This window comes from Ruegeria sp. AF1 (assembly GCF_056542125.1).
The window spans coordinates 117,782-139,946 of sequence record NZ_JBQFZG010000006.1; the positions used below are offsets into that span (position 1 = coordinate 117,782).

The following is a 22,165-nucleotide window of genomic DNA, read 5'->3' on the forward strand; positions in this document are numbered from 1 at the left end:
GACGCATTCCCTATAACTCCGTCAGAATAAACTGGGAAAGCTGCTATGACCAGAGATCTGTCGCCAATCGACACCGCGAAATATGTTGCCGCGTACCGTGCCGCCGACATGGTCGAAGACGGGATGCGCGTGGGCCTTGGCACAGGATCGACAGCCGCCTGGCTGGTGCGCCGTCTGGGTGAACGGGTGCGCGAAGACGGCCTGCGGATTAAGGGTGTTCCAACCTCGACCCGCACGGCGCAGCTTGCCCGCGAGGTTGGTATTGACGTCATTTCACTGGATCAGGCCGGTTGGCTGGACATGACCATCGACGGCGCGGATGAGTTCGATCAGGACCTGAACCTGATCAAGGGGGGCGGCGGTGCGCATTTGCAGGAAAAGATTGTGGCCACGGCCAGCGATCAGATGATCGTCATCGCCGATGCAGGCAAAGAAGTTGAAACTCTGGGGGCCTTTCCACTGCCTGTCGAGGTCATTCCCTTTGGCTGGCAGACAACGCGCACATTGATCGAGGAAGCCCTGGATACAATGGATGTACTTGGAACGTCCTCGGCGCTGCGCATGAATGGTGAGGCCCCGTTTGTAACCGATGAGGGCAACCACATCCTTGACCTGCACCTCAAGCGCATCGGCAACCCGCGCCAGATGGCGCTGATCCTGAACCAGGTGCCCGGTGTTGTGGAAAATGGCCTGTTCATCGACATCTGCGACAAGGTCGTGATCGGCCATGGCGATGGCCGGGTCGAGCTGCGGGATATCAACGCGGGCACGGTCGAACTGGATCAGCTGCTCAGCGGGTCGCGCGACAATCTGTTCTCCGATTTTTCGGACTGAGTTTCGTGCAGTTCCGTTCGGCAAGTGGCTATGAAAGTTCGAATTTTCCGCGTCGGGGGTTGGCACAGGCTTTTTTACGCCCAGATATCCAGAGAATTTTGAAAGTTGAACGAAGGAACCCGGCATGAGCTTTGACTATGATCTTTTTGTCATCGGCGGAGGTTCGGGCGGGGTCCGCGCGGCGCGTGTTGCGGCGGGTGAAACCGGCGCCAAGGTCGCGCTGGCCGAAGAAGACCGGTATGGCGGCACTTGTGTGATCCGGGGTTGCGTGCCCAAGAAGCTGATGGTCTTTGCCAGCGAATACTCGGGCATGGTCGGGGATGCACAGGCCTATGGCTGGGACATTCAGCCCGGCGCGTTCAACTGGAACACCTTCCACGGCAAGCTGGTGGCCGAGCTTGATCGGTTGGAAGGGGTGTATCGCAATATCCTGAAGAACAACGGAGTCGAAAGCTTTGACCAGCGTGCGCGCCTTGTGGATGCCCACACGGTCGAGCTGGCCGATGGAACCCGCAAAACCGCCAAACACATTTTGATCGCTACTGGCGGTCGCCCGGTTGTTCCGGATTTTCCGGGCTCGGAATTGGCGATTACGTCGAACGAGATATTCCACCTGGACAAGCTGCCAGAAAGCATCCTGATCGTAGGGGGCGGTTATATCGCCTGTGAATTTGCCGGGATCATGAACGGGCTGGGGGTCAGGACGACTCAGTTCTATCGCGGCGCACAGATCCTTCGGGGTTTTGATGACGAGGCGCGTGGACTGATCAGCGAAGAAATGTGCCAGAACGGCATCGACCTGCATCTGGGCACCAATGTGCTTGAGATGAAAAAGCAGGGCGACAAGATCTGGGTCAAGGCCACCAACGGCTCCGAGCAGAGTTTTGATGTGGTGATGTATGCCACGGGCCGTGCGCCGAATGCCGATAACCTTGGGTTGGAGGCTTTGGGCGTTGAACGCGGCCGTAAGGGCGAGATCATCGTGGATGAATACAGCCAGACCGCCGTTCCCTCGATCTTTGCCATTGGCGATGTGACCGACCGGGTGAACCTGACCCCGGTCGCGATTCGCGAGGGGATGGCCTTTGTGGAAACCGTGTTCAAAGGCAATCCGACACCGGTAGATCACGACTTGATCCCGACTGCGATCTTCACTCAGCCCGAGATGGGAACTGTCGGCCTAAGCGAAGAAGAGGCAGCGGAACAGGAACCGATCGAGGTCTATGCCACATCTTTCAAGCCGATGCAGAAATCCTTTGCTGGCGGCACGCAGCGGGTACTGATGAAACTCATCGTCTCTCAGGCCACGCGCAAGGTGCTGGGTTGCCATATTGTCGCCCCCGGTGCCGGCGAGATGATCCAGCTGGCGGGAATCGCCGTAAAGATGGGCGCGACCAAGGAAGATTTTGACCGCACGGTTGCAGTTCACCCGGTCATGGCCGAAGAACTGGTGACAATGCGGCAACCTGTGCGCACGGCTTGATTTGCAAGCGCGCGCACACAGGTTACAAGGGAACCCGTGATCACACGGTCCAAAACGAAGGAAAAGATACATATGGCGGGCAACAGCGGCGGCCCCTGGGGGGGCGGAGGCTCATCCGGTGGCGGAGGAAATCAGGGTAACAACGGGAACGGGCGCAAGCCTCCCGAAAGCGATGGCCCGCATATTCCCGAGATCGATGAACTGATGAAAAAAGGCCAGGAACAGCTGCGCGTCCTCATGGGCGGCCGTGGCGGCGGTGGCCGTGGCGGTAGCGGTGGTCAGGGCGGTGGCGGTCCGGCCTTTACCAAGGGCACAGTTGCGATTGGCCTTGTTGCAGCTGCAGTAGTCTGGGGGCTTGCGAGCTTTTATACTGTCAAACCCGAAGAACAGTCTGTCGAACTGTTTCTGGGTGAATTCTCGGCCGTCGGCAATCCGGGCCTGAACTTTGCGCCATGGCCGTTTGTAACCGCCGAGGTTATTCCGGTGACCCGCGAACAGAACGAAGACATGGGTGGCGCGCGTGGTAGCGACGATGGCCTGATGCTGACCGGCGACGAGAATGTGGTCGACATAGATTATCAGGTTGTCTGGAACATCAACGACCCGGCCAAGTACCTGTTTAATCTGCGTGATCCGCGCCAGACGATCCGAGCCGTGTCCGAATCCGCGATGCGTGAGATCATTGCGCAAAGCGAGCTTGCACCGATCCTTAACCGTGATCGCGGTGTAATCGCCGACCGTTTGCAGGTGCTGATTCAGGATACAATGGACAGCTACGATTCGGGTGTGAACATCATTCGCGTCAACTTTGACAAAGCCGACCCGCCACAGGACGTGATCGCCTCCTTCCGCGATGTCCAGGCTGCCGCGCAAGAACGTGACCGGTTGCAGAACGTGGCAGACGCCTATGCCAACCGTGTGCTGGCCGAGGCACGTGGTGAAGCCGCACAGATTCTGGAAGAGGCTGAAGGGTACCGCGCCCAACAAATCAATAGTGCTCAGGGTGAGGCCAGCCGCTTTAGCGCGGTTCTGGAAGAATACTCCAAGGCACCGGACGTGACTCGCAAGCGTCTGTACTTGGAGCGGATGGAACAGATTTTGGGTGACGTCGACAAGATCATTCTAGACCCGAGTTCGAGTGGACAAGGGCAGGGCGTCGTGCCCTACCTGCCGCTGAATGAGCTGCGCCGTAGTCCTTCTGGGGAGAGCAACTGATGCGTAAGACGACATTTATTTTGCCGATCGTTTTCATCGCGGTAGTCGGTGTTCTTTCCTCGATTTTCATCGTGGACGAGCGCGAACGTGCTCTGGTTTTACAATTTGGCCGCGTTGTCGCGGTGAAGGAGGAGCCAGGTCTGGCGTTCAAGATACCGGTGATTCAAGAAGTAGTGCGCTATGACAACCGCATCCTGTCCATCGATGTCCACCCGCTGGAAGTTACTCCGCTGGATGATCGTCGTCTGGTGGTTGATGCGTTTGCGCGTTATCGAATTTCTGATCTGGAACAGTTCCGTCAGGCCGTTGGCGTCGGTGGTATCCCGGTGGCCGAGGATCGTCTGGACCGCATTCTGCGTGCTGAAACCCGCGAAGTACTGGGTTCGGTTTCCTCGCGTGACATCCTCAGCTCGGACCGTGCAGCCTTGATGCTGCGGATTCGAAATAGCGCGATTGCCGAAGCGCAGGCGTTAGGCGTCACCGTAATCGACGTGCGCCTGAAAGCGACCGACTTGCCGCAGGCCAACCTTGAGGCCACATTTGACAGGATGAAGGCCGAGCGGGAACGTGAAGCGACAGATGAACGCGCACGTGGTAACGAGGCGGCGCAACGTGTGCGCGCGCAGGCTGACCGGACTGTGGTTGAACTGGTGTCGGATGCGCGCCGTGAGGCTGAGATCACCCGCGGTGAAGCCGACGCCGAACGCAACGCGATCTTTGCCGAAGCTTATAGCGCCGATCCGGAGTTCTTTGAATTTTATCGCTCGTTGACGGCCTATCAGAATGCGCTGCAAGGCGGTAACAGCTCGCTGGTGTTGAGCCCGGATTCCGAGTTTTTCAATTACCTGGGTTCACCCACAGGGCGGAGTGTTCCGGCGGCTCCGGTCTCTGAATAATGGGCATGATCCTTCTGGCCTTCGGGCTGGTACTGATTGTCGAGGGGCTGGCCTATGCGCTGGCCCCTTCGCTTATCGAACGGATGCTGGAGGCGCTGCGCGCCATGCCCGTACAGGCCCGGCGTCTGGCCGGGTTGCTTTGTGTTGCCAGTGGTTTGATCCTGCTCTGGGGGGCATATCAACTGGGCTTTTGACGGGGCGGTTTCACGTGCGGGTGATTTCGCTGCGATCCCGAGTTGCTCACCGGGTTAAACTGACTACATTGGAAACTAAGAAAGGCCGATACAGGCCTTGGCAAGATTGTCGACAAGGAGAGCTCAAGTGCAGGCAAAAGCGCGCAGTTTATCCGTCCGATGGGACGACGTGAGTGTTTGGATGCGGCTAATGTGGCTGGCCTTTGCTGGTACACTGCTTGTGCTGGCGCAGTCGGTTTCCGCTCAGGCCAGAAGCGAAAGCCTTGCGCCCTTGGCGGAAAAGATCAGCCCGGCCGTGGTGAACATCACCACAAGCACCCTGATCGAAGGTCAGACAGGTCCGCAGGGCATCGTGCCCGAGGGGTCTCCGTTCGAGGATTTCTTTCGCGAGTTTCAGGATCGCAACGGCGGCAATGACAACGGCCCGCCCCGACGCAGCAACGCCCTTGGGTCGGGTTTTGTGATCTCCGAGGATGGCTTTATTGTCACCAACAATCACGTCATTGCGGAAGCTGATGAAATCCTCATAGAATTCTTCCCCGGCGACGGGCAGCCCAAAAAAGAACTGGTGGCCAAGGTCATCGGAACCGATGAGAAAACCGATATCGCGCTGCTCAAGGTCGAAGCGTCCGGCCCCTTGAAATACGTGCAATTCGGCGACAGCGACGTGGCGCGTGTGGGTGATTGGGTTATTGCCATGGGCAACCCGCTTGGTCAGGGCTTTTCTGTATCCGCTGGTATCGTATCCGCCCGCAACCGGGCGCTCAGCGGATCTTATGACGACTACATCCAGACGGATGCGGCGATCAACCGGGGCAACTCGGGCGGTCCGTTGTTCAACATGGACGGCGAAGTGATCGGCGTGAACACCGCCATCCTGTCGCCCAACGGTGGCTCGATCGGCATCGGCTTTTCGATGGCGTCGAACGTGGTAGTGAAGGTTGTCGATCAGCTGCGCGAGTTTGGTGAAACCCGGCGCGGCTGGCTGGGTGTCCGCATTCAGGACGTGACCGAGGACATGGCCGAGGCCATGGGGCTGGAAAAGCCCGGCGGCGCGCTGATCAGCGATGTTCCTGAAGGCCCCGCCCAGGAGGCCGGTCTGAAAGCAGGCGACGTGATCATCAGCTTTGACGGTGTCGAAGTCGAAGACACCCGTGGTCTGGTCCGTCAGGTTGGCGAAACAGAAGTCGGCAAAGCTGTCCGGGTCATTGTGCATCGCGATGGCGGCACGCAGACAATTCTGGTCACGCTGGGACGCCGCGAAGACGCAGAAAGCAAAGAAGATGACGAAGAAGAAACGCAAGATGCTCCGGTCGAAGAAAACGCCGATATTCTCGGGCTGACCATCTCCCCGCTCACAGATACGCTGCGCGCGGATATGGGATTGGATGCAGATGCCGAAGGTCTGGTGATTTCGAATGTCGACGAAGCGTCTGAAGCCTACGCGAAAGGGTTGCGCGCGGGTGACCTGATTACGGAAGCGGGTCAGCAAAAGGTGGAAACCATCGCGGATCTGGAGGCCCGAATGGACCAATCGCGAGAGGCTGGGCGGAAATCCCTGCTGCTTTTGGTCCGCAGGGGGGGCGAGCCGCGATTTGTGGCGCTAAGCCTGGAAGAGTGATTAGAAAAGGCCGGGACAAGCACCCGGCCTTTTTCATTGCCTGAACACCTGAAGAGGCATGCAGAAAGAAAATGAGCCATACGCGGTAATTGCGTATGGCTCAGATACAGGGAGAGATCAGTGGACAGATATCGGGGATGATTCTCTGACCTCCTACGGTAACAACTTCACCTTAGGTCAACGCCGACCTCTTCGTATGTGAACCAGATCACACTGGGTCAGATAAGTTCGGAATCGGCCAGTTCCCGCAAAGCGTCGAAATCCTGAATCAGCAATCCGCCGCGCGAGGATTCGACAATATTGTCGCGTTTCCAGATCGAGATCGTCTTGGAAACGGCCTCGCGTGTGGCCCCGACGAATTCGGCCAGTTCGCTCTGCGACAGGGTGATGCGCTGCGTTGGGTCGTCCTGCAATTCCGACAGATGCAACAGCTTTCGGGCCAATCGAATGGGCATGGGCAAAAAGACCTGCTCGTTCAGCTGCAACCCCATCCATCGCATACGCACCCCGGCCAACCGGATCAGATCCACGGCAAGATCAGGCTGTTTTCTGATCTGGTTCATGACGTCATTGCGACGTACGCGCAAAACGCGCGATGGCTCGGCCGCCGCAATAGTCGCCGTGCGCGGGCCGTTGTCAAACAGTGCAATTTCGCCAAAGACTTCGCCAGGGCGCATCAGGGTCAGCGTCAGCTTTCGCCCGCTCATCGCCAGAAAGGACACTTCAAGCGTGCCTTCCAGAATGGCGTAGAGCGAATCGCCTTCATCGCCCTGTTCGAATAGGGTTTCGCCTTGAGCCAGCGAGATGTCGGTCGCCTGCGCCGAAAGCATCTCTCTAAGCCCGTCGGAGGCCTCCGAAAGGAAGCCGCTGGTGGGAAAGGCCGTCATGTATACACCGATCTTGGGTAAGGTGTGAGTGTGGGTGGTGGCACAACTTCCCATAGCTCGGCGGCTAAGCCAAGAATTTTGTTTGTTTTGCAGGTATTGCGACGTCAGGACAGCTATTTCTGTTCCGGGTCGTCCATATAGCGTTGCAGGATGCTGAATTGCAGCATCAGGAAGGCCATCAGCGCGATGGGAAATCCGAAGGTTTCGATTTTGACCCAAAGGTCGGTCGACATGGTGCGCCAGACAAACTCGTTTGCGGCGGCCAGAACGGCGAAACAGGCGCAAAGGCGGCGCGTCAGAATCATCCACCCTTCGTGCTTCATCGGCAGCAATTCATCCAGTACGTAGGCCAGATAAGATTTCTTTTGCAGCAACCCGATGCCAAGGATCAGGGCGAACAGGCCATAGACAAGCGTGGTTTTCATCTTGAAAAACCGCTCGTCATTGAACCATGCGGTCAGGCCACCAAAGAAAATGACCATGAAGGCCGTGAAAATCTGCATCCGGCTAAGCTGGCCGGTCAGATACCACAGGATACCCATTGCCCCCAGCATCAAAGGGACGAAGATAATCGTGGCGATGATAAAGCCGGAATACTCGGTGCCACCGATCAGAAAACTGTCATCACGCAAGCGCAGGTAGATGAAGAAGAAGGCCAGCGGCGGGCCAAGCTCCAGCACCTGTTTCAGAAATGGGTTGATATCTTTTTTGCCTGTCATCGGTATGTCCTGCTGCTTACCCGCCCATTTCAACTATTACGGCGCCGAGTGCAATCAATGCCATCAATGCAATGCGTCTTGGGCCAACGGTCTCCTTCAGGACAAGCCAGCCAATCAGCGCCGCAAAGACGGTTGAGGTTTCGCGAAGCACGGCGGCTTCACCGACTTTGTCCAGCCGTGTGGCCAGCATGATCGACCCAAATGACAAAGGCGCGATGATGCCCCCAGCCAGACCCCGCAGCATCAGCGGGCCGGGTGCAGGGCGATGTGTCATCGCGCGCCATCTGAGGAAGGCGTAGACCGGCATCGCCGCGCCGTCGATCATGAAGAACCAGGCCAGAAATGTGAACGGGTCGGCGGTGGCGCGTATGCCATAAGCGTCATAGGTGGTGTAAAGCGCTACAAACAGGCCCGTAATGATCGCCAGGACCAGCGCAATCCCCAGTGTGTCCCGGTTGGTTTCGAGAAACCGGAAATTATAGGCGGCCAGGCCAAATATCCCGGCCAGCAGGGTTGCGACGCCCAGCCACTGCACGGTCGAGAATGTTTCACCGAACAGGAGATAGGCACCAATGACCGTAAACAGCGGGCCTGTCCCGCGCACGACGGGATAGACGACCGTGTAGGACCCCTTGGTGTACGCCGCGGCCTGCAGCGTCTTGTAGGCAATGTGGATCAGCCAGACGAGGGCGAAGATCGGCCACATATGTGGTTCAGGCCAAGGCACCACAAAAAAGGCAAACGGGGCGGCCATCAGGCCATAGCTGGCGTCAATGGCACCGCGGGACAGCCATGGATCATGGCGGCCTTTCTGCAGCGCCCCGAACGCGGCGTGCAGGAAGGCAGCCATCAACGCCAGTGCCAGCGCCAGTTGGTGACCGGTTTCGGTGCCTTCAAGTGAGATCAGCCAGTCGCTCAAATACGCAAACCTTTTGCCGGGCGGAAAGGGGTGGGGGCTGTCTGCCCCCACACCCCCGAGGATATTTAGGGCCAGATGAAGTGGCGGATCAGCCCTTGTCGAGCCCGGTCAGGGCGGCGGCGAATTCTTCGGGGTCGAAGGGGGCAAGGTCATCAATCTGCTCTCCCACCCCGATTGCATGGATCGGCAGGCCGAACTTGTCGGCCAGAGCGACCAGCACGCCGCCCTTGGCGGTTCCGTCCAGCTTGGTCATGATCAGGCCCGAGACATCGGCCAGCTTGCGGAAAGTTTCCACCTGGCTCAGCGCGTTCTGGCCTGTGGTGGCATCGAGGACCAGCAAGGTGTTGTGCGGCGCGGTCTCGTCAACCTTGCGGATGACGCGGACGATCTTGGCCAGCTCCTCCATCAGATCCGTGCGGTTTTGCAGGCGTCCGGCGGTGTCGATCATCAGCAGGTCCGCGCCTTCGGCCTGTGCCCGGGTCAGCGCGTCAAAGGCGAGGCTGGCGGGATCCGAGCCCTCGGGCGCGGTCAGAACCGGAACCCCGGCGCGGTCGCCCCAGACTTGCAGCTGTTCGACGGCCGCAGCACGAAAGGTATCACCGGCGGCGATGACGACTTTTTTTCCAGCCTGCTTGAACTGGCTGGCCAGTTTGCCGATGGTCGTGGTCTTGCCCGAGCCGTTGACACCGACGACCAGCACCACTTGCGGGCGTTTGGGGTAAATCGGCAGTGGCTTGGCCACGGGCTCCATCACACGGGACACTTCCTGCGCCAAAAGCTGTTTGATTTCCCGGGTCGAGAGTTTGCGCCCAAAGCGCCCCTCGGCCATGTTCGAGGTGACACGGAGGGCGGTGTCGACGCCCATGTCAGAAGCGATCAGCAGCTCTTCGAGCTGCTCGAGCATGTCGTCATCCAGCGTGCGGCGCATTTCAGTGGCGTCGCCGCCGCGGCTGAACAGGCGGTTCAGGATGCCTTTGGATTCGGGAATTTCCGGCGGTGGGGCAATGGGCTTGGGGTCTGCCGGCGCGGGGGCAGGTTGTTCAGACGGTTCCTGCGCCGGTTCAGGGGCCGGAATTTCCGGGACCGGTTGCGGCTCGGGCTCTGGTTCGGGGAGGACTGGGTCGGGTGCGGCGATTTCCTCGCCACCATCCTCGACGATGGCGTCCAGCCCCTGTTCGAGGCGGGATGAGGATTTGAACAGCTTGTCCTTTAGCTTTGAGAAAAACGCCATATTTGGTCTCCGCAGGTGTTCCTTTCACCTAATGCGGATTTGCGGCAGTTGCAAAGGGTCACGCAAAAGCGAAGACGAACCCAAATTGCGCGCCCCAGTAGAGCGGCCAGATCAGATAGGGAGTCAGCTTGTGGGCGGGATGGTTCGCAGGCAGCAGGAACTTTTCCGTTGCAAGGATCAGGTCGGACGCGATGAAGGCGATTGCAGCCGGAAACGCCCATCGCAGGGCACCTGTCTGGGGCAGCGCCAGCACGGTGATCCCCATGCCAAGGATGATCGGTATATAGGCCAGAACAGGGCCTTTGAGATCTCCGGCCCGTGAGGCAAGCAAGGTGGCCATGACAATGCCCAGAATGATCAGAGACCACACGATCGCGGGGGCGTCCCAGATCAGGCTGGCGGAACTGGCGGGATGCGAAAGAAACAAGGCGATATAGGCCAGATGCCCGGCGGCAAAAGCGGCAATACCAGCCATGAACGTGGCATCCGTTTCACGCGACAACAGCGCGTCCCCGGTCGCGCACAGTGCAAGCGCAACGGCCAGCATCCATGGGCCGCCCTGCAGAACCGCAATGACTGCCAACACGGCGACCGAGGCGGTTTTCAGCACAGTGCGCAAGGAACTGGCTGGTCGGACCGTCAGGGGCAGGTATCCCAATGCGCAGCCAAGGGCGATCCAGAAGAGAAAGGTTGTCATGTCACCTCACCGCGGTTTTCGAATACCATCATCCCGAGTGGGGCAAATAATCAAGCGCTTACGTGGAGTTAAGCGTGTTTCGCCAACCCTCGGCCAAAGGGTGAATGGCGTCGCCGGATCGCATCTGACACAATGGGCGTATGTTCCGAGCGCTAATGATTCTCGCCTGTTTTGCCGCACCGCCCGCTGTGGCCCAGACCCCTTTGTCCGGCCCCGAATTCGACACCTATACGCGGGGCAAGACCCTGTTTTACGGGTTCGAAGGGCAGGTCTACGGGGTCGAACGCTATTTGCCCAACCGCCGCGTGATCTGGTCTTTTCTGGATGGCGATTGCAAGGAAGGTGTCTGGTATCAGCAGGAAGAGCAGATTTGTTTCATCTACGAAGACCGGTTTGATCCGCAATGCTGGGTCTTTACGCGATCCGGCGGTGGCCTCGTCGCGCAGTTTGAAGGTGACCCGCAGGCGACCGAGCTGTACGAGGCGGAAGATATCGGTGAAGAAATGGTGTGTTATGGCCCCGACGTCGGTGTCTGACTAAATCACCCGAAGCTCATCATAGCTGAGCATGACATGCTCCTGATATGCAGGTCTTTCTGTCAGCTTTTCGTAATAGCGCCGCAGGTTGGGCAGGACCCTGCGAGATATGGCGATGTCGTAATAGCGATAAAGGATATGTCCCAGCTGAATATCGGCCAGCGTCAGATCGGACCCGCACAGGTAGGTGTTTTCTGATAGCCGGGTATCGGCAAGTGCCAGTTTGCTTTCCAGTGCGGCAACGGCCTGTTTAATCGCGTGTTGGTCCTGCTGCGCCGGAGCAGTTCGCACAACCTGCCAGAACACGGGTACCGTGAAATCCATCGCAATGTTGATCTTGGCCCATTCCGCCCATTTGTCGACTTCGGCCCGTTGGACTGGGTCGCGCGGCCAGAACGCATTCCCGCCATAGGCATTCGCCAGGTAGCGCAGGATTGCGCCGGTCTCCCACAGCGGTGGGTGATTACCATCCTGGAGTACTGGGATGGTGCCGTTCGGGTTCAGCTTGCGAAAGGCATCGGTGTCCAGCCCACCGAACCGGTGCCCTGCATCGTGGCGATGAAAGCGCAGCCCCAGCTCTCCGACGCACCACATCAGCGCCTGAACATTCGATGACGTTTTGCGGCCCCAGATTGTCAGCATGGCTTAGAACAACGATCCCTGACCTGGTGCATCCGGTTTGGTTTTCCGGTTGGGCTGCTTTGCGGCTGTCCCGGTGCCAAGAATGCCATCGGCGAATTCGATGTCCAGCGCCGTATGTTTCGCGGCATCGGCTTTGGTCGTGATGACATTCCCATCTGCGCGGACCACAGCATATCCGCGTTCCAGCGTGGCCTTGTAGCTGAGCGTTTCGCGCAGGCGGTCGGTGGCCTCAAGCTGATGTTTCAGACGATCCAGCCGCGTGGTCTGCGCCGCGTTCAGCCGGTCACCAAGCCGGGCAAGGTTTTGAGCATGCTGGCCGATCTCGCGTTGAATCGGTCGCAGGGACAGGCGCGAAGACAGGTTGCGCAGTGATTCCTGCCGGGCCGAGACCAGACCGCGCAGAGTTGACGGGCGCAGATGAGCCGACAGTTCCACCACTTGCAGGCGACGGTTTTGTACTCCTCGCGTCAAAGCCGGGGTCAGGCGATCTGCAATCAAATCAAGGCGTTGTCTGGGGGAGTTCAACAGACTGTCAGGGCGCGGCAGGGCGCGGGACAAATCGCGCAGCCTTTGCGAACGGCGCTGCACCGCGTCCGTTGCCGCGCGCGACAGACGGGCGCCTTGCTCTCCGGTCCAGGCGAGCAGTTCGATGCGGACCGGCACGGCCAGCTCTGCCGCAGCTGTGGGTGTAGGCGCGCGGCGGTCCGAGACGAAATCAATCAGGGTCGTGTCGGTTTCATGCCCGACGGCCGAAATCAGCGGTATTTCCGATGTGGCGGCGGCGCGCGCGACACTTTCTTCGTTGAAGCCCCAAAGATCTTCGATCGACCCACCGCCACGGGCCACGATGATCAGGTCAGGACGGGGCAGTGCGCCACCGGGTGTAAACTGGTTGAACCCGTCGATGGCGCGGGAAACCTCGGGGGCGCAGTTTGCGCCCTGCACGGCTACGGGCCAGATCAGCACCTTGCGCGGGAACCTGTCCCGAAGCCGGTGCAGAATGTCACGGATCACCGCGCCCGAAGGCGATGTCACAACGCCGATGATCTGCGGCAGATACGGCAGGGGCTTCTTACGCTCGGGCGCAAACAGACCTTCGGCCTCAAGCTGTTTCTTGCGCTTTTCCAGCAAGGCCATAAGCGCGCCCTGACCGGCAACGGCAACTTCATCGACATTCAGGTTGTATTTGGATTGCGCGCCAAAAGCGGTCAGGCGACCGGTGACGACAACCTCCAGCCCTTCCTCTGGCACGACCGAGAGGCTGGAAACCTGACCTTTCCATGTCGTGCAGGCCAAAACGTTCCGGTCGTCCTTGATGTCGTAGTACAGGTGCCCGGATCGGGCCTTGAACACGCGGCCAACTTCGCCGCGCACGCGGATTCGCCCGAACGCGCCTTCCAGCGTGCGTTTTACCTCGCCCGAGACCTCGGAAACCGTGTATTCAGGGGTGTTTTGGCCCGGAATCGGGTCATCAAGCAGGTCGGACATTTCAGCGCCTTGTTTCAAATGCTCACCCAGCTTAGAACGCCGCGCAGGCGAGGCCAAGCAGATCGGAGACGACCCCATGAACATCCTTATTCTCGGCAGCGGCGGGCGCGAACACAGTCTGGCCTGGGCGGTGATGCAAAACCCCAAATGCGACCGTCTGATCGTGGCGCCGGGCAATGCCGGGATCGCTCAGATCGCGGATTGTGCCGCTCTGGATATCGAAAACGGCGGGGCCGTCGTCAGCTTTGCCGAAGAAAACGCGATTGATTTCGTGATTGTCGGCCCCGAGGCTCCCTTGGCAGCAGGAGTGGCGGATCGCCTGCGCGAAGCCGGGGTGCTGGTTTTCGGACCGTCTGCCGAAGCGGCCCGGCTGGAAGCCTCGAAAAGCTTTACCAAGGAAATCTGCGACGCGGCACATGCCCCCACCGCCGCTTATGCGCGGTTCACCGCGCCCGAACCCGCCAAGGCTTATATCCGCGAACAGGGCGCGCCCATCGTGGTCAAGGCCGATGGTCTGGCCGCCGGCAAGGGCGTGATCGTGGCCATGGACGAAGACACGGCGCTTGACGCCATTGACGACATGTTCGGAGGTGCCTTTGGTGGCGCGGGGGCCGAGGTCGTGATCGAAGAGTTTATGGACGGCGAAGAAGCGTCTTTGTTTGTTCTGTGCGATGGCCAAGACATCCTGTCCATCGGCACGGCACAAGACCACAAGCGGGTGGGCGAAGGGGATACCGGCCTGAACACCGGGGGGATGGGTGCCTATTCTCCGGCGCCGGTTCTGAGCGCGGAAGTTGAAGCGCGCGCGATGGAAGAAATCGTGCGCCCTACCATTGCTGAAATGAAGCGCCGGGGCACACCGTTTCAGGGAATTCTCTATGCGGGGCTGATGATCAAGGACGGCCAGCCGCGCCTTGTGGAATACAACGTCCGTTTTGGGGACCCGGAATGTCAGGTCCTGATGATGCGTCTGGGTGCGCAGGCGATGGACCTGTTGCATGCCACCGCCGAAGGGCGGCTGGGCGAGATGCGAGTCAACTGGGCTGATGATCACGCGATGACGGTCGTGATGGCGGCTAAAGGTTATCCGGGAACCTACGAGAAGGGCACGGTCATCAAAGGATTGGACGGCATGCCCGAGGACAGCAGCAATATGGTGTTTCATGCCGGCACTAGCGAGGCTGCGGGGCAGGTGCAGGCCGTCGGCGGGCGCGTTCTGAACGTGACCGCGCGCGGAAAAACGCTGCAAGAGGCGCGCGACCGGGCGTATCAGATGGTTGATGCCGTGGATTGGCCCGAAGGGTTCTATCGTAGCGATATCGGCTGGCGCGCTTTGGAGGGATGATCGGGCAGGGGGCTTTGCCCCCTCGGCCTCGCGGCCTCCCGGCGCTGCGCGCGTTCGGGGTCGAAATCGTCCACTGGACGATTTCCTTTCAACCGCTCACCCCCAGGATATTTTTGGCCAGATGAAGAGGCGGATCAGCACTTCAGGGCTAATGTGAGACTGTCGCGGTGTTTGAGCGGGCCCAGGTCCGTCAGATGCCAGCCATCTTGATAAAAAACACGGATGATCTGCGACCAGTCGGCGCTGGCAAGGATCATCTCAGGGGGTTCACCACAGCTCCTCAGGCCGCCGGAAATGAAATCCTCACCGATCTTGTGGTTGGTCAGGCCGGGCAAAGCGGCGATTTCGGTCAGGCCGCCATCTTTGAAGCGCCAGATCCGCAGGGTTTTGGCCAGGTGGGGACGGTCGATATAGGCGATTTCGATATTGCCGTCACCATCCAGATCAGCAGCACCGACCGGGGCGAGCCAGCGGAAACGTGCGCCGATATGAGGTGTGGCCGCGATTTTTTCGCCAGCGGTGTTGTAGATCGCAAGCTGAGCGCCTGTTGTGTCCTGCGTTTCAACGACAATTGCTTCAACCGCGCCGTCCCTGTCGATGTCTGCCAGACGCGGCGCGAGGTCTTCGAATACACGGTCCTGTGGCAGGCGAACCGTTACGACTGTGTCATTGACCACAAGTTCTAGTGCGCCGTATTCGATGTTGTCGCCCAAAACACCATGCGCGTATCGCGTGGTTGGTTCCGTGAAGCGAGCGTCGGTGATGGTGTCCGCCGGGACAGCGATTGGCAGCGCGCACCACATGCCAAAAGGGAGCAAAGCGCTGCGCACCCGACATTGCCACAGGCGGGCGGGTTGACGCGGCGCTTTGGACAGCATCAGATCTGCTTTTCGGGCATCTGGACAATCAGACCGTCCAGCGCGTCGGTCACCTTGATCTGGCAGGTCAGGCGCGAGCGGGCCGGGTCGGGCTCATAGGCGAAATCCAGCATATCCTCTTCCATGTCGTCCTTGGCCGGGATCTTCTCGACCCAGTCGGGGTGGACATAGACATGGCAGGTCGAGCAGGCGCAGGCACCGCCGCAATCGGCCTCGATGCCGGGAATATTGTTGTCTCGGGCCCCTTCCATGACAGTCAGTCCGTTGGCGACCTCGACAGTGTGCTCGGTACCGCCATGCTCGACATAGGTGATCTTTGCCATTGCGTGCGTCTTCCTTTTGCGATGTTCGAAACCTTCCTTAGTGAAGGGAGTTAGGTGTTTCCAGCCTCATTTGCGACTCCTTGCGCCGTGTCTGGACTTTCCTGTATTTTGTTCTATTTTTGTTCTTATGTTTACTGCCCCTTTTCACCGCGCGATTTCAAACCGGGACTGGCCGCGACCGCCGTCCTGTCTGCCCTCCGCCCAGCTGGAGGCCCCGCCCGAAGGGGCGCGTGTGGCCGTGGCCGGGCTGGTGATCTTGCGGCAGCGGCCGGGGACAGCCAAAGGCGTGATCTTTCTGACGCTTGAGGATGAGACCGGGATCGTCAACGTGGTGGTCTGGCGCAAAATCTACGAACGCTTCCGCCGTGCGGTGATCTCGGGGCGGTTGCTGAAGGTGACGGGCCGGATGCAGCGGGCGCATTCGGTGACCCATGTGATCGCGGAAGAGATCGAGGATATCTCGGGCATGCTGGACCTGCTGGTGCAGGGGCAGGGTTAGGCCTGCTGTGCGGATCAATCCGACATTGTCCGTCGCAGTGCCGCAAACCCGCGCCTGAAGGGCGGGCGATATGTTTTCTATGCCCCAAATGCGCGATTAAGGCGCTTTTCCGCCACTTGAACGCGGGATGGTCGACTCTTTGGCACCGGGCGAGTAGTGACACGCATCTTTGCGCATCGGCTTGTGTCAAAGCTCGGGCCGGATTGCGCATCACTCAACGTCTTTTCAGAGTCAGTTCGGATGCCCAACGCAACACACCAAGGATCGCTCCAAAATACCGTCTCTCTGGACGAAAGCCGGATTTCCGACCGTCTGGCTGAGCTCTCGGAACTCACGCGTTCAGCGGGATATGTTCATACCGCCCGAATGATCGATGAGGCGTTGAGCGCTTATTCCTTTGAACGCAGGCAGGTTGAGACTGCAAAAAGGCTTCGGTCGGAGTTGCAGCAACTCAAGCGGATAGAGGCGTCGCGCTCGGCGGAGAAAGCGGATCGAAAGCCGCATTTGGTCCCGAGCTTTCGGTCCCGGCGGTCGGCAAAACCCGATGGGATGCTTTTCGAAAGGGCAGAGCGTTCTGACGGCGCAGCCCAGAAAGCCGGAGCGAACAAAGGGCAGGCCGCATTTGTCCTGACAACCCGGATGCGTGTTGACGGGCGGAACGTTGCAAGGCTGCGCAATGGGCACTGGACAGGCATATCCATGTCTTTCCCCGCGGAACCTGAATTCCAGTTTCGCTGACAGGTCGCCCCGCGCCAAGGATTCGCTGCCGGGGGTGCTGGTCGTGTTGGTGCGGGGCGGAGTAACCTGGTACGGGGACAAAGCGGGCCATAACTGCACCGCTGTAAAGGTCCGCTTCATTAGACAGCTAGGCTATCCGAGTGAACGCTTATCGAGCCAGAAGCACACCAAGATAGACAACGTAAGCGAGCACAAAGAGCCCGCCCTCGCGCCGACTGATTGACCAGCCGCTTCGGGCAAACCCGATAAGGACAAGCGTTGAGGCACACAGAACCCAGATATCGAGACGAATAATCTCGCCAGGAATGACCATAGGTTGCACCAGAACAGTTACGCCAAGGATACCCAAGATGTTGAAGATGTTGCTGCCCAAGACGTTCCCGAGTGCGACATCTCCCTCACCTTTCCGAACTGCGATGATTGAAGTGACGAGTTCCGGCATTGAGGTTCCGATTGCAACAATTGTCAGCCCAATTACCGTCTCCGAAAGCCCCGCTGTCTCAGCGAGAGACACGGCACCTGTCACCAAGAGCTTTGCCCCAAATATGGTGATCGCCAGCCCTGCAACGGTGATCAGTAACGACACGGCAAGTGATGTTACTGGGCCGACTACGGCTTCTGCTTCGTTCTCGTAGACAGCTGCGGCTGGCGTGCCTTCGGACCTATACTCAGACCACAGTGTGAAGCCCAGATAAGCCGCCAAGGTGACGACAAGCCCTGCGCCGATCAGCCGGCTGATTTCGCCGTATAGAACTACGCTTAAACAAAGGAGAGTTACTATCACGACCGCCGTACCGTCCCGGCGGAGTGCTCTCGGGTTCACGGCGATAGGCGCGATGAGTGCTGCGATGCCGAGTATTAGAAGAATGTTCCCAATGTTGCTGCCGACAACATTCCCAATTGAAATGCCTGAAGAACCGGAAAGCGCGGCTTGCAAGCTTGTAACCAGTTCCGGTGTTGACGTTCCGAAGCCAACCAGTGTCAGTCCAATGACCATCGGTGAAATACCGAACGACTTGGCAGCAGAAACCGATCCGCGCACCACCAATTCGCCACCGACCACTAAGCCAACAAGGCCAAAAACGACAAATAATGCCGCGTACATCTTGAGTGGGTCTTTCTGAAGGATTTCCGTCGCTCATGTAATGATTTGCCAAACCTATACAATAGCAAAGGCGGATATTCGCGCATCACGCAGCATACGTAAGATTGACCTCAAAACCGGCCATGGAACAAGCCTACCGCTTGAACAAAACGCTCTGCGCCTGCTTGTCCCGGTGATCCCCTCGCAACTCGGCATAAAGCGCGCGTCCGGCCTGAACAGCTGGGCGGGCGCTGACGGTCTCCAGCCAGCGGGCAAAGTGCGGCTTGTCCTCCAGCACCTGCTGCTGACCTTCCCACAGGCTGGCCCAGCCCCAGATCGACATGTCGGCGATGGAATAGAAATCGCCCGCGACATACTCGTTTTCGGCCAGCCGCCGGTCCAGTACGCCGTAAAGGCGCGCGACCTCGGCGCGGTAGCGGTCCTTGGCATAGGGCAGGTCCTGTGGCGGGTCCAGTTGCGGGGCGTATTTCAGGAAGTGATGCGCCTGACCCGCCATCGGGCCAACGCCTCCCATCTGCCACATCAGCCATTCCTCGACCGCGATCCGGTCGCGCTCGGTCCTGCCATAGAACCGCCCGGTCTTGCGGGCCAGATACATCAGGATCGCGCCGCTTTCGAAAACCGAAATAGGTGCGCCGTCCGGCCCGTCGGGATCGACGATGGCGGGCATCCGGTTGTTGGGCGCGATCTTCAGGAAACCGGGGTCGAACTGGTCACCCTTGCCGATATTGATCAGATGGGTGGTGTAGGGCAGCTCCATCTCTTCCAAGGCGATGGAAACTTTCCAGCCATTCGGTGTCGGCCAGAAATACAGATCAATCGGGTCAGCCATGTGTTCTCCTGATGTTGACGGGGATCATGCGGGTTTCTGCCGGTTCGGCAAGTACCGCTTACGAAAGCGTGACCGAACCGCAGGCCGGGCTTGACCGAGAACCGCCCGAGGCGTATTGCGATCCTGAAGCTACGTGGCGATTTGTTACCGGATTGCGGGCCACGCTAAACAACACCGCTAAAAGGTCAGGATGAAAGACCCCTTTCGCTTGGCCGCGTCTGGGGTTTTTTGTTTGCCTCCACCCGAGGCTGAAAGGATTGAGATGAGCGAGAACTGGAACAAACGCACCCAAGCCGTCCATGGCGGCATCCGTCGCAGCCAGTATAACGAGGTGAGCGAGGCGATTTTTCTGACGCAGGGTTTCGTCTACGAAAACGCTGAACAAGCCGAGGCCCGGTTTCTGGAATGTGGCCCGGACGAGTTCATCTATGCCCGTTACGGCAACCCGACCGTGTCCATGTTCGAGCAGCGCATCGCGGCGCTGGAAGGCGGCGAAGATGCGTTTGCGACGGCCTCGGGTATGGCCGCCGTCAACGGCGCGCTGACCTCGATGCTGAAGGCCGGGGACCATGTCGTTTCGGCCAAGGCGCTTTTCGGCTCGTGCCTCTATATCCTTGAAAACATCCTGAGCCGCTATGGCGTGGACGTGACCTTTGTTGACGGCACCGATCTGGAACAGTGGAAGGCTGCGATCCGCCCGGACACCAAGGCCGTTTTCTTTGAATCCATGTCGAACCCCACGCTTGAGGTGATCGATATCGCCGCCGTGGCCGATCTGGCCCATGCGGTCGGAGCCGTTGTCGTGGTGGACAACGTGTTCTCGACCCCGGTGTTCTCGCGCGCGATCCAGCAGGGTGCGGATGTGGTCGTCTATTCAGCGACCAAGCATATCGATGGGCAGGGCCGTGCGCTGGGCGGTGTGATCATCGGAACCAAGGACTTCATCCGAGGAACAGTTGAACCCTATCTTAAGCATACCGGCGGCGCGCTGAGCCCGTTCAATGCGTGGATCATGCTCAAGGGTCTTGAGACGATGGCGCTGCGGGTCAATGCTCAAGCCGAAAGCGCGCAAAAGATTGCCGAGGCGCTGGAAGGGCACCCGGCGCTGGAACGTACACTTTACCCCGGTCTGAAAACCCATGCCCAGAACGCGCTGGTTCAGACCCAGTTGGGCGGCAAGGGCGGAACCGTGCTGTCGCTGGACATCAAGGGCGGCAAGGATGCGGCGTTTGCCTTCCTGAACGCAATGACCATTCCTGTGATTTCGAACAATCTGGGCGATGCCAAATCCATCGCGACGCACCCGGCGACAACAACGCACCAGCGTCTCAGTGACGTGCAGAAGGACCAGCTGGGCATTACACCAGGTCTGATCCGCTTTTCCGTCGGGCTTGAGGATGCCGGTGACTTGCTGGCCGACCTTCAGCAAGCGTTGGAAGCCTCGCAGAAATAAACCAAAGCCCCCCGCGCGCCCTTTTCGTGCGTGGGGGCTGGCTGCCTGCCCATGCGGCCACTCTGTTTCGGGCGGCAGCCACGCGCACCACCCGCTGTTCCCGCCTTCAAAAGGCGCTAACTGTTGCCAGATGACGGTTTTGCGCCGGATTTTTCAATCCGGGCTGCTATTGCCGACGTATCGGGTTAGACTGGTATTAGACCATCAGTCATATATAGTCCGACGACCAACCAAGGAACTGCCGCTGATGAACGTTCACCCGCGCGACATTGATGAAAAACCGGATCGGGACAAGGCTGCCGAGGCTTTGAACGTTTTGCGGCAATGGGCAAAGTCCGCCTCGGAAGCCGAGATAAACCAGCTTGACCCGGCTGTGGCCCGGCTGCTGCCCGGTCTGGCGGCGGGCAACTATCCGCCCTTTTCGCGCGCTTACCCCGATGACTTTTCTGTCGATGCGGCGTACCGCGCATCCTTGCCGGATTTGCAGAACGGCCCGTCCAGCCTGATCCGTGGGGCCAAACAGCAGATTCAACATGTGGGTATTTCGAACTTCCGCCTGCCGATCCGCTTCCACCGGAAAGAGGGCGAAGACCTGACGCTGGAAACCTCGATCACCGGCACGGTCAGCCTCGAGGCCGAGAAAAAGGGCATCAATATGTCCCGGATAATGCGATCTTTCTACAAACATGCGGAACGGACGTTCAGCTTTGAGGTCATGGAATCCGCTCTGGACGATTACATGTCCGATCTGGACAGCTTCGACGCCCGTATCCAGATGCGCTTTTCCTACCCGGACAGGATCAAAAGCCTGCGCTCGGGCCTTGAAGGGTACCAGTATTACGATATAGCGCTGGAACTGGTCGAACAGAACGGTGTGCGTCTAAAGATCATGCACCTTGACTATGTCTATTCCTCGACCTGCCCATGTTCTTTGGAACTCAGCGAACATGCCCGGTCGATGCGTGGTCAGCTGGCGACGCCGCATTCGCAGCGCTCCGTCGCGCGGATCTCGGTTGTCGTGGACTGTGATGCGGATTGCCTGTGGTTTGAAGACCTGATTGCGCTGTGCCGCCGTGCGGTTCCGACGGAAACGCAGGTCATGGTGAAACGCGAAGATGAACAGGCATTTGCCGAGCTGAACGCAGCCAATCCGATCTTTGTCGAAGATGCCGCGCGCCTGTTCTGCGCCGAGCTTTTGGCAGATCATCACGTTGGCGATTTTCGCGTTGTCGCAAGCCATCAAGAGAGCCTGCACAGCCATGACGCCGTGTCGATTCTGACCGAAGGCCCAACCTTCACCGCGTCCAGCCTGGACCCGAAACTGTTTACGACCCTGTTTCACGTTGGCTGAACGTCTCGGGTAAGTGGCTAGAATTTAATCAGAGATTTATCTGATCGGCGCTCATTCGCCGCAGTGCAGCAAAAATGCTGCAATTGCGTGAAGACTTCCTGTATCCTGACGGGGAATGCAGCTTCGGCACACCGGCGCGCTCAATGGTGTGTCACCCGAAAGGAAGCCGAGACGTGAGACGCCTTGGACTGCAAGACCCCTACCTCCGCCCGGACCCTCCGAGCGGGCAGGGCGCTTTACCCTCACTCTTCGGGCTGCATCGTTTTCAGAGGAGATCTA

23 protein-coding genes and 1 riboswitch are annotated in these 22,165 nt (G+C 59.1%); of the genes, 12 read left to right on the forward strand and 11 right to left on the reverse strand.

Annotated elements, in window-relative coordinates; all coding sequences use genetic code 11:
* Window positions 1-45 precede the first annotated feature (45 nt).
* The 6 genes from rpiA to ACR0BK_RS11010 all read left to right on the forward strand — a co-directional run bounded on the left by rpiA (window position 46) and on the right by ACR0BK_RS11010 (window position 6,243).
* Window positions 46-834: a ribose-5-phosphate isomerase RpiA gene (rpiA, locus tag ACR0BK_RS10985; RefSeq protein ID WP_209504279.1), complete on the forward strand. Its 789-nt coding sequence runs from the start codon at window positions 46-48 to the stop codon at window positions 832-834.
* Between the two features lie 124 nt (window positions 835-958).
* Window positions 959-2,317, forward strand: a complete 1,359-nt coding sequence (gor, locus tag ACR0BK_RS10990; protein ID WP_480554664.1) for a glutathione-disulfide reductase — start codon at window positions 959-961, stop codon at window positions 2,315-2,317.
* Window positions 2,318-2,389: 72 nt separating this feature from the next.
* The gene (gene hflK, locus ACR0BK_RS10995) at window positions 2,390-3,532 is read left to right on the forward strand and encodes an FtsH protease activity modulator HflK (RefSeq protein WP_480476480.1); all 1,143 of its coding nucleotides are present in this window, start codon (window positions 2,390-2,392) and stop codon (window positions 3,530-3,532) included.
* Entirely contained in the window at window positions 3,532-4,428 is an 897-nt protein-coding gene (gene hflC / locus ACR0BK_RS11000; protein WP_480476482.1) for a protease modulator HflC, read from the forward strand. The genes hflK and hflC overlap by 1 nt, the downstream gene beginning before the upstream one ends.
* The gene (locus tag ACR0BK_RS11005; RefSeq protein WP_480554666.1) at window positions 4,428-4,622 is read left to right on the forward strand and encodes a DUF2065 domain-containing protein; all 195 of its coding nucleotides are present in this window, start codon (window positions 4,428-4,430) and stop codon (window positions 4,620-4,622) included. Before hflC ends, ACR0BK_RS11005 begins: the two co-directional genes overlap by 1 nt.
* 127 nt (window positions 4,623-4,749) lie before the next feature.
* Window positions 4,750-6,243 (forward strand): Do family serine endopeptidase, encoded by a 1,494-nt coding sequence (locus ACR0BK_RS11010; protein ID WP_480554668.1) that lies wholly within the window; start codon window positions 4,750-4,752, stop codon window positions 6,241-6,243.
* A gap of 218 nt (window positions 6,244-6,461) precedes the next feature.
* Here the strand turns inward: ACR0BK_RS11010 and ACR0BK_RS11015 are convergent, their stop codons facing one another.
* From ACR0BK_RS11015 to ACR0BK_RS11035, 5 genes are all read right to left on the reverse strand, one after another.
* Window positions 6,462-7,130 (reverse strand): Crp/Fnr family transcriptional regulator, encoded by a 669-nt coding sequence (locus ACR0BK_RS11015; protein WP_480476488.1) that lies wholly within the window; start codon window positions 7,128-7,130, stop codon window positions 6,462-6,464.
* Between the two features lie 113 nt (window positions 7,131-7,243).
* On the reverse strand, window positions 7,244-7,849 hold the full coding sequence (locus tag ACR0BK_RS11020) for an inner membrane-spanning protein YciB (protein WP_480476490.1): 606 nt from the start codon (window positions 7,847-7,849) through the stop codon (window positions 7,244-7,246).
* Between the two features lie 16 nt (window positions 7,850-7,865).
* A complete protein-coding gene (locus tag ACR0BK_RS11025; RefSeq protein ID WP_480554669.1) occupies window positions 7,866-8,768 on the reverse strand; it encodes an EamA family transporter in 903 nt (300 codons plus the stop codon).
* Window positions 8,769-8,856: 88 nt separating this feature from the next.
* On the reverse strand, window positions 8,857-9,999 hold the full coding sequence (gene ftsY, locus ACR0BK_RS11030) for a signal recognition particle-docking protein FtsY (protein ID WP_480554670.1): 1,143 nt from the start codon (window positions 9,997-9,999) through the stop codon (window positions 8,857-8,859).
* Window positions 10,000-10,057: 58 nt separating this feature from the next.
* On the reverse strand, window positions 10,058-10,696 hold the full coding sequence (locus tag ACR0BK_RS11035) for a lysoplasmalogenase family protein (protein WP_480554672.1): 639 nt from the start codon (window positions 10,694-10,696) through the stop codon (window positions 10,058-10,060).
* 155 nt (window positions 10,697-10,851) lie between these two features.
* Between ACR0BK_RS11035 and ACR0BK_RS11040 the strand changes: the two genes are divergently transcribed.
* Window positions 10,852-11,232, forward strand: coding sequence for a hypothetical protein (locus ACR0BK_RS11040; RefSeq protein WP_480516600.1), 381 nt, complete (start codon window positions 10,852-10,854; stop codon window positions 11,230-11,232).
* Here the strand turns inward: ACR0BK_RS11040 and ACR0BK_RS11045 are convergent, their stop codons facing one another.
* Window positions 11,233-11,874 (reverse strand): glutathione S-transferase family protein, encoded by a 642-nt coding sequence (locus ACR0BK_RS11045; protein WP_480554673.1) that lies wholly within the window; start codon window positions 11,872-11,874, stop codon window positions 11,233-11,235.
* Between the two features lie 3 nt (window positions 11,875-11,877).
* Window positions 11,878-13,362 carry an exodeoxyribonuclease VII large subunit gene (gene xseA, locus ACR0BK_RS11050; RefSeq protein WP_480554674.1) on the reverse strand — a complete coding sequence of 495 codons (1,485 nt, stop codon included), beginning with the start codon at window positions 13,360-13,362 and terminating at the stop codon, window positions 11,878-11,880.
* Between the two features lie 76 nt (window positions 13,363-13,438).
* Here xseA and purD point away from each other — a divergent pair, with 76 nt between their 5' ends.
* Complete coding sequence (gene purD / locus ACR0BK_RS11055; RefSeq protein ID WP_480516606.1) at window positions 13,439-14,707, forward strand: phosphoribosylamine--glycine ligase; 1,269 nt, start codon at window positions 13,439-13,441, stop codon at window positions 14,705-14,707.
* A 134-nt stretch (window positions 14,708-14,841) separates the two neighbouring features.
* Here the strand turns inward: purD and ACR0BK_RS11060 are convergent, their stop codons facing one another.
* Complete coding sequence (locus ACR0BK_RS11060) at window positions 14,842-15,585, reverse strand: FG-GAP repeat domain-containing protein (RefSeq protein WP_480554675.1); 744 nt, start codon at window positions 15,583-15,585, stop codon at window positions 14,842-14,844.
* Complete coding sequence (locus ACR0BK_RS11065) at window positions 15,585-15,908, reverse strand: 2Fe-2S iron-sulfur cluster-binding protein (RefSeq protein ID WP_209504265.1); 324 nt, start codon at window positions 15,906-15,908, stop codon at window positions 15,585-15,587. The genes ACR0BK_RS11060 and ACR0BK_RS11065 overlap by 1 nt, the downstream gene beginning before the upstream one ends.
* A 127-nt stretch (window positions 15,909-16,035) precedes the next feature.
* Between ACR0BK_RS11065 and ACR0BK_RS11070 the strand changes: the two genes are divergently transcribed.
* Window positions 16,036-16,407, forward strand: a complete 372-nt coding sequence (locus ACR0BK_RS11070) for an OB-fold nucleic acid binding domain-containing protein (protein WP_480476508.1) — start codon at window positions 16,036-16,038, stop codon at window positions 16,405-16,407.
* 240 nt (window positions 16,408-16,647) lie between these two features.
* The gene (locus ACR0BK_RS11075) at window positions 16,648-17,145 is read left to right on the forward strand and encodes a hypothetical protein (RefSeq protein ID WP_480554676.1); all 498 of its coding nucleotides are present in this window, start codon (window positions 16,648-16,650) and stop codon (window positions 17,143-17,145) included.
* Window positions 17,146-17,293: 148 nt separating this feature from the next.
* Here ACR0BK_RS11075 and ACR0BK_RS11080 read toward each other — a convergent pair whose 3' ends face one another.
* Together ACR0BK_RS11080 and ACR0BK_RS11085 are read right to left on the reverse strand one after the other, a co-directional pair.
* Window positions 17,294-18,250: a calcium/sodium antiporter gene (locus ACR0BK_RS11080; protein ID WP_480554677.1), complete on the reverse strand. Its 957-nt coding sequence runs from the start codon at window positions 18,248-18,250 to the stop codon at window positions 17,294-17,296.
* A gap of 133 nt (window positions 18,251-18,383) precedes the next feature.
* Window positions 18,384-19,082, reverse strand: coding sequence for a glutathione S-transferase N-terminal domain-containing protein (locus tag ACR0BK_RS11085; RefSeq protein WP_480493443.1), 699 nt, complete (start codon window positions 19,080-19,082; stop codon window positions 18,384-18,386).
* A gap of 123 nt (window positions 19,083-19,205) precedes the next feature.
* Window positions 19,206-19,283: riboswitch (SAM riboswitch) on the forward strand.
* A 61-nt stretch (window positions 19,284-19,344) separates the two neighbouring features.
* Between ACR0BK_RS11085 and metZ the strand changes: the two genes are divergently transcribed.
* Together metZ and folE2 are read left to right on the forward strand one after the other, a co-directional pair.
* Window positions 19,345-20,535: an O-succinylhomoserine sulfhydrylase gene (gene metZ / locus ACR0BK_RS11090; protein WP_480476516.1), complete on the forward strand. Its 1,191-nt coding sequence runs from the start codon at window positions 19,345-19,347 to the stop codon at window positions 20,533-20,535.
* Between the two features lie 247 nt (window positions 20,536-20,782).
* Window positions 20,783-21,886 (forward strand): GTP cyclohydrolase FolE2, encoded by a 1,104-nt coding sequence (folE2, locus tag ACR0BK_RS11095; protein ID WP_480554679.1) that lies wholly within the window; start codon window positions 20,783-20,785, stop codon window positions 21,884-21,886.
* The last annotated feature ends 279 nt before the right edge of the window (window positions 21,887-22,165 follow it).

What these genes read in the sequence shown, in the direction of transcription:
- rpiA (WP_209504279.1), top strand. Translation starts at nt 46, where the DNA reads ATGACCAGAGATCTGTCGCCAATCGACACCGCGAAATATGTTGCCGCG.
- gor (WP_480554664.1), top strand. Translation starts at nt 959, where the DNA reads ATGAGCTTTGACTATGATCTTTTTGTCATCGGCGGAGGTTCGGGCGGG.
- hflK (WP_480476480.1), top strand. Translation starts at nt 2,390, where the DNA reads ATGGCGGGCAACAGCGGCGGCCCCTGGGGGGGCGGAGGCTCATCCGGT.
- hflC (WP_480476482.1), top strand. Translation starts at nt 3,532, where the DNA reads ATGCGTAAGACGACATTTATTTTGCCGATCGTTTTCATCGCGGTAGTC.
- ACR0BK_RS11005 (WP_480554666.1), top strand. Translation starts at nt 4,428, where the DNA reads ATGGGCATGATCCTTCTGGCCTTCGGGCTGGTACTGATTGTCGAGGGG.
- ACR0BK_RS11015 (WP_480476488.1), bottom strand. Translation starts at nt 7,130, where the DNA reads ATGACGGCCTTTCCCACCAGCGGCTTCCTTTCGGAGGCCTCCGACGGG.
- ACR0BK_RS11020 (WP_480476490.1), bottom strand. Translation starts at nt 7,849, where the DNA reads ATGACAGGCAAAAAAGATATCAACCCATTTCTGAAACAGGTGCTGGAG.
- ftsY (WP_480554670.1), bottom strand. Translation starts at nt 9,999, where the DNA reads ATGGCGTTTTTCTCAAAGCTAAAGGACAAGCTGTTCAAATCCTCATCC.
- ACR0BK_RS11035 (WP_480554672.1), bottom strand. Translation starts at nt 10,696, where the DNA reads ATGACAACCTTTCTCTTCTGGATCGCCCTTGGCTGCGCATTGGGATAC.
- ACR0BK_RS11040 (WP_480516600.1), top strand. Translation starts at nt 10,852, where the DNA reads ATGATTCTCGCCTGTTTTGCCGCACCGCCCGCTGTGGCCCAGACCCCT.
- ACR0BK_RS11045 (WP_480554673.1), bottom strand. Translation starts at nt 11,874, where the DNA reads ATGCTGACAATCTGGGGCCGCAAAACGTCATCGAATGTTCAGGCGCTG.
- xseA (WP_480554674.1), bottom strand. Translation starts at nt 13,362, where the DNA reads ATGTCCGACCTGCTTGATGACCCGATTCCGGGCCAAAACACCCCTGAA.
- purD (WP_480516606.1), top strand. Translation starts at nt 13,439, where the DNA reads ATGAACATCCTTATTCTCGGCAGCGGCGGGCGCGAACACAGTCTGGCC.
- ACR0BK_RS11060 (WP_480554675.1), bottom strand. Translation starts at nt 15,585, where the DNA reads ATGCTGTCCAAAGCGCCGCGTCAACCCGCCCGCCTGTGGCAATGTCGG.
- ACR0BK_RS11065 (WP_209504265.1), bottom strand. Translation starts at nt 15,908, where the DNA reads ATGGCAAAGATCACCTATGTCGAGCATGGCGGTACCGAGCACACTGTC.
- ACR0BK_RS11070 (WP_480476508.1), top strand. Translation starts at nt 16,036, where the DNA reads ATGTTTACTGCCCCTTTTCACCGCGCGATTTCAAACCGGGACTGGCCG.
- ACR0BK_RS11075 (WP_480554676.1), top strand. Translation starts at nt 16,648, where the DNA reads ATGCCCAACGCAACACACCAAGGATCGCTCCAAAATACCGTCTCTCTG.
- ACR0BK_RS11080 (WP_480554677.1), bottom strand. Translation starts at nt 18,250, where the DNA reads ATGTACGCGGCATTATTTGTCGTTTTTGGCCTTGTTGGCTTAGTGGTC.
- ACR0BK_RS11085 (WP_480493443.1), bottom strand. Translation starts at nt 19,082, where the DNA reads ATGGCTGACCCGATTGATCTGTATTTCTGGCCGACACCGAATGGCTGG.
- metZ (WP_480476516.1), top strand. Translation starts at nt 19,345, where the DNA reads ATGAGCGAGAACTGGAACAAACGCACCCAAGCCGTCCATGGCGGCATC.
- folE2 (WP_480554679.1), top strand. Translation starts at nt 20,783, where the DNA reads ATGAACGTTCACCCGCGCGACATTGATGAAAAACCGGATCGGGACAAG.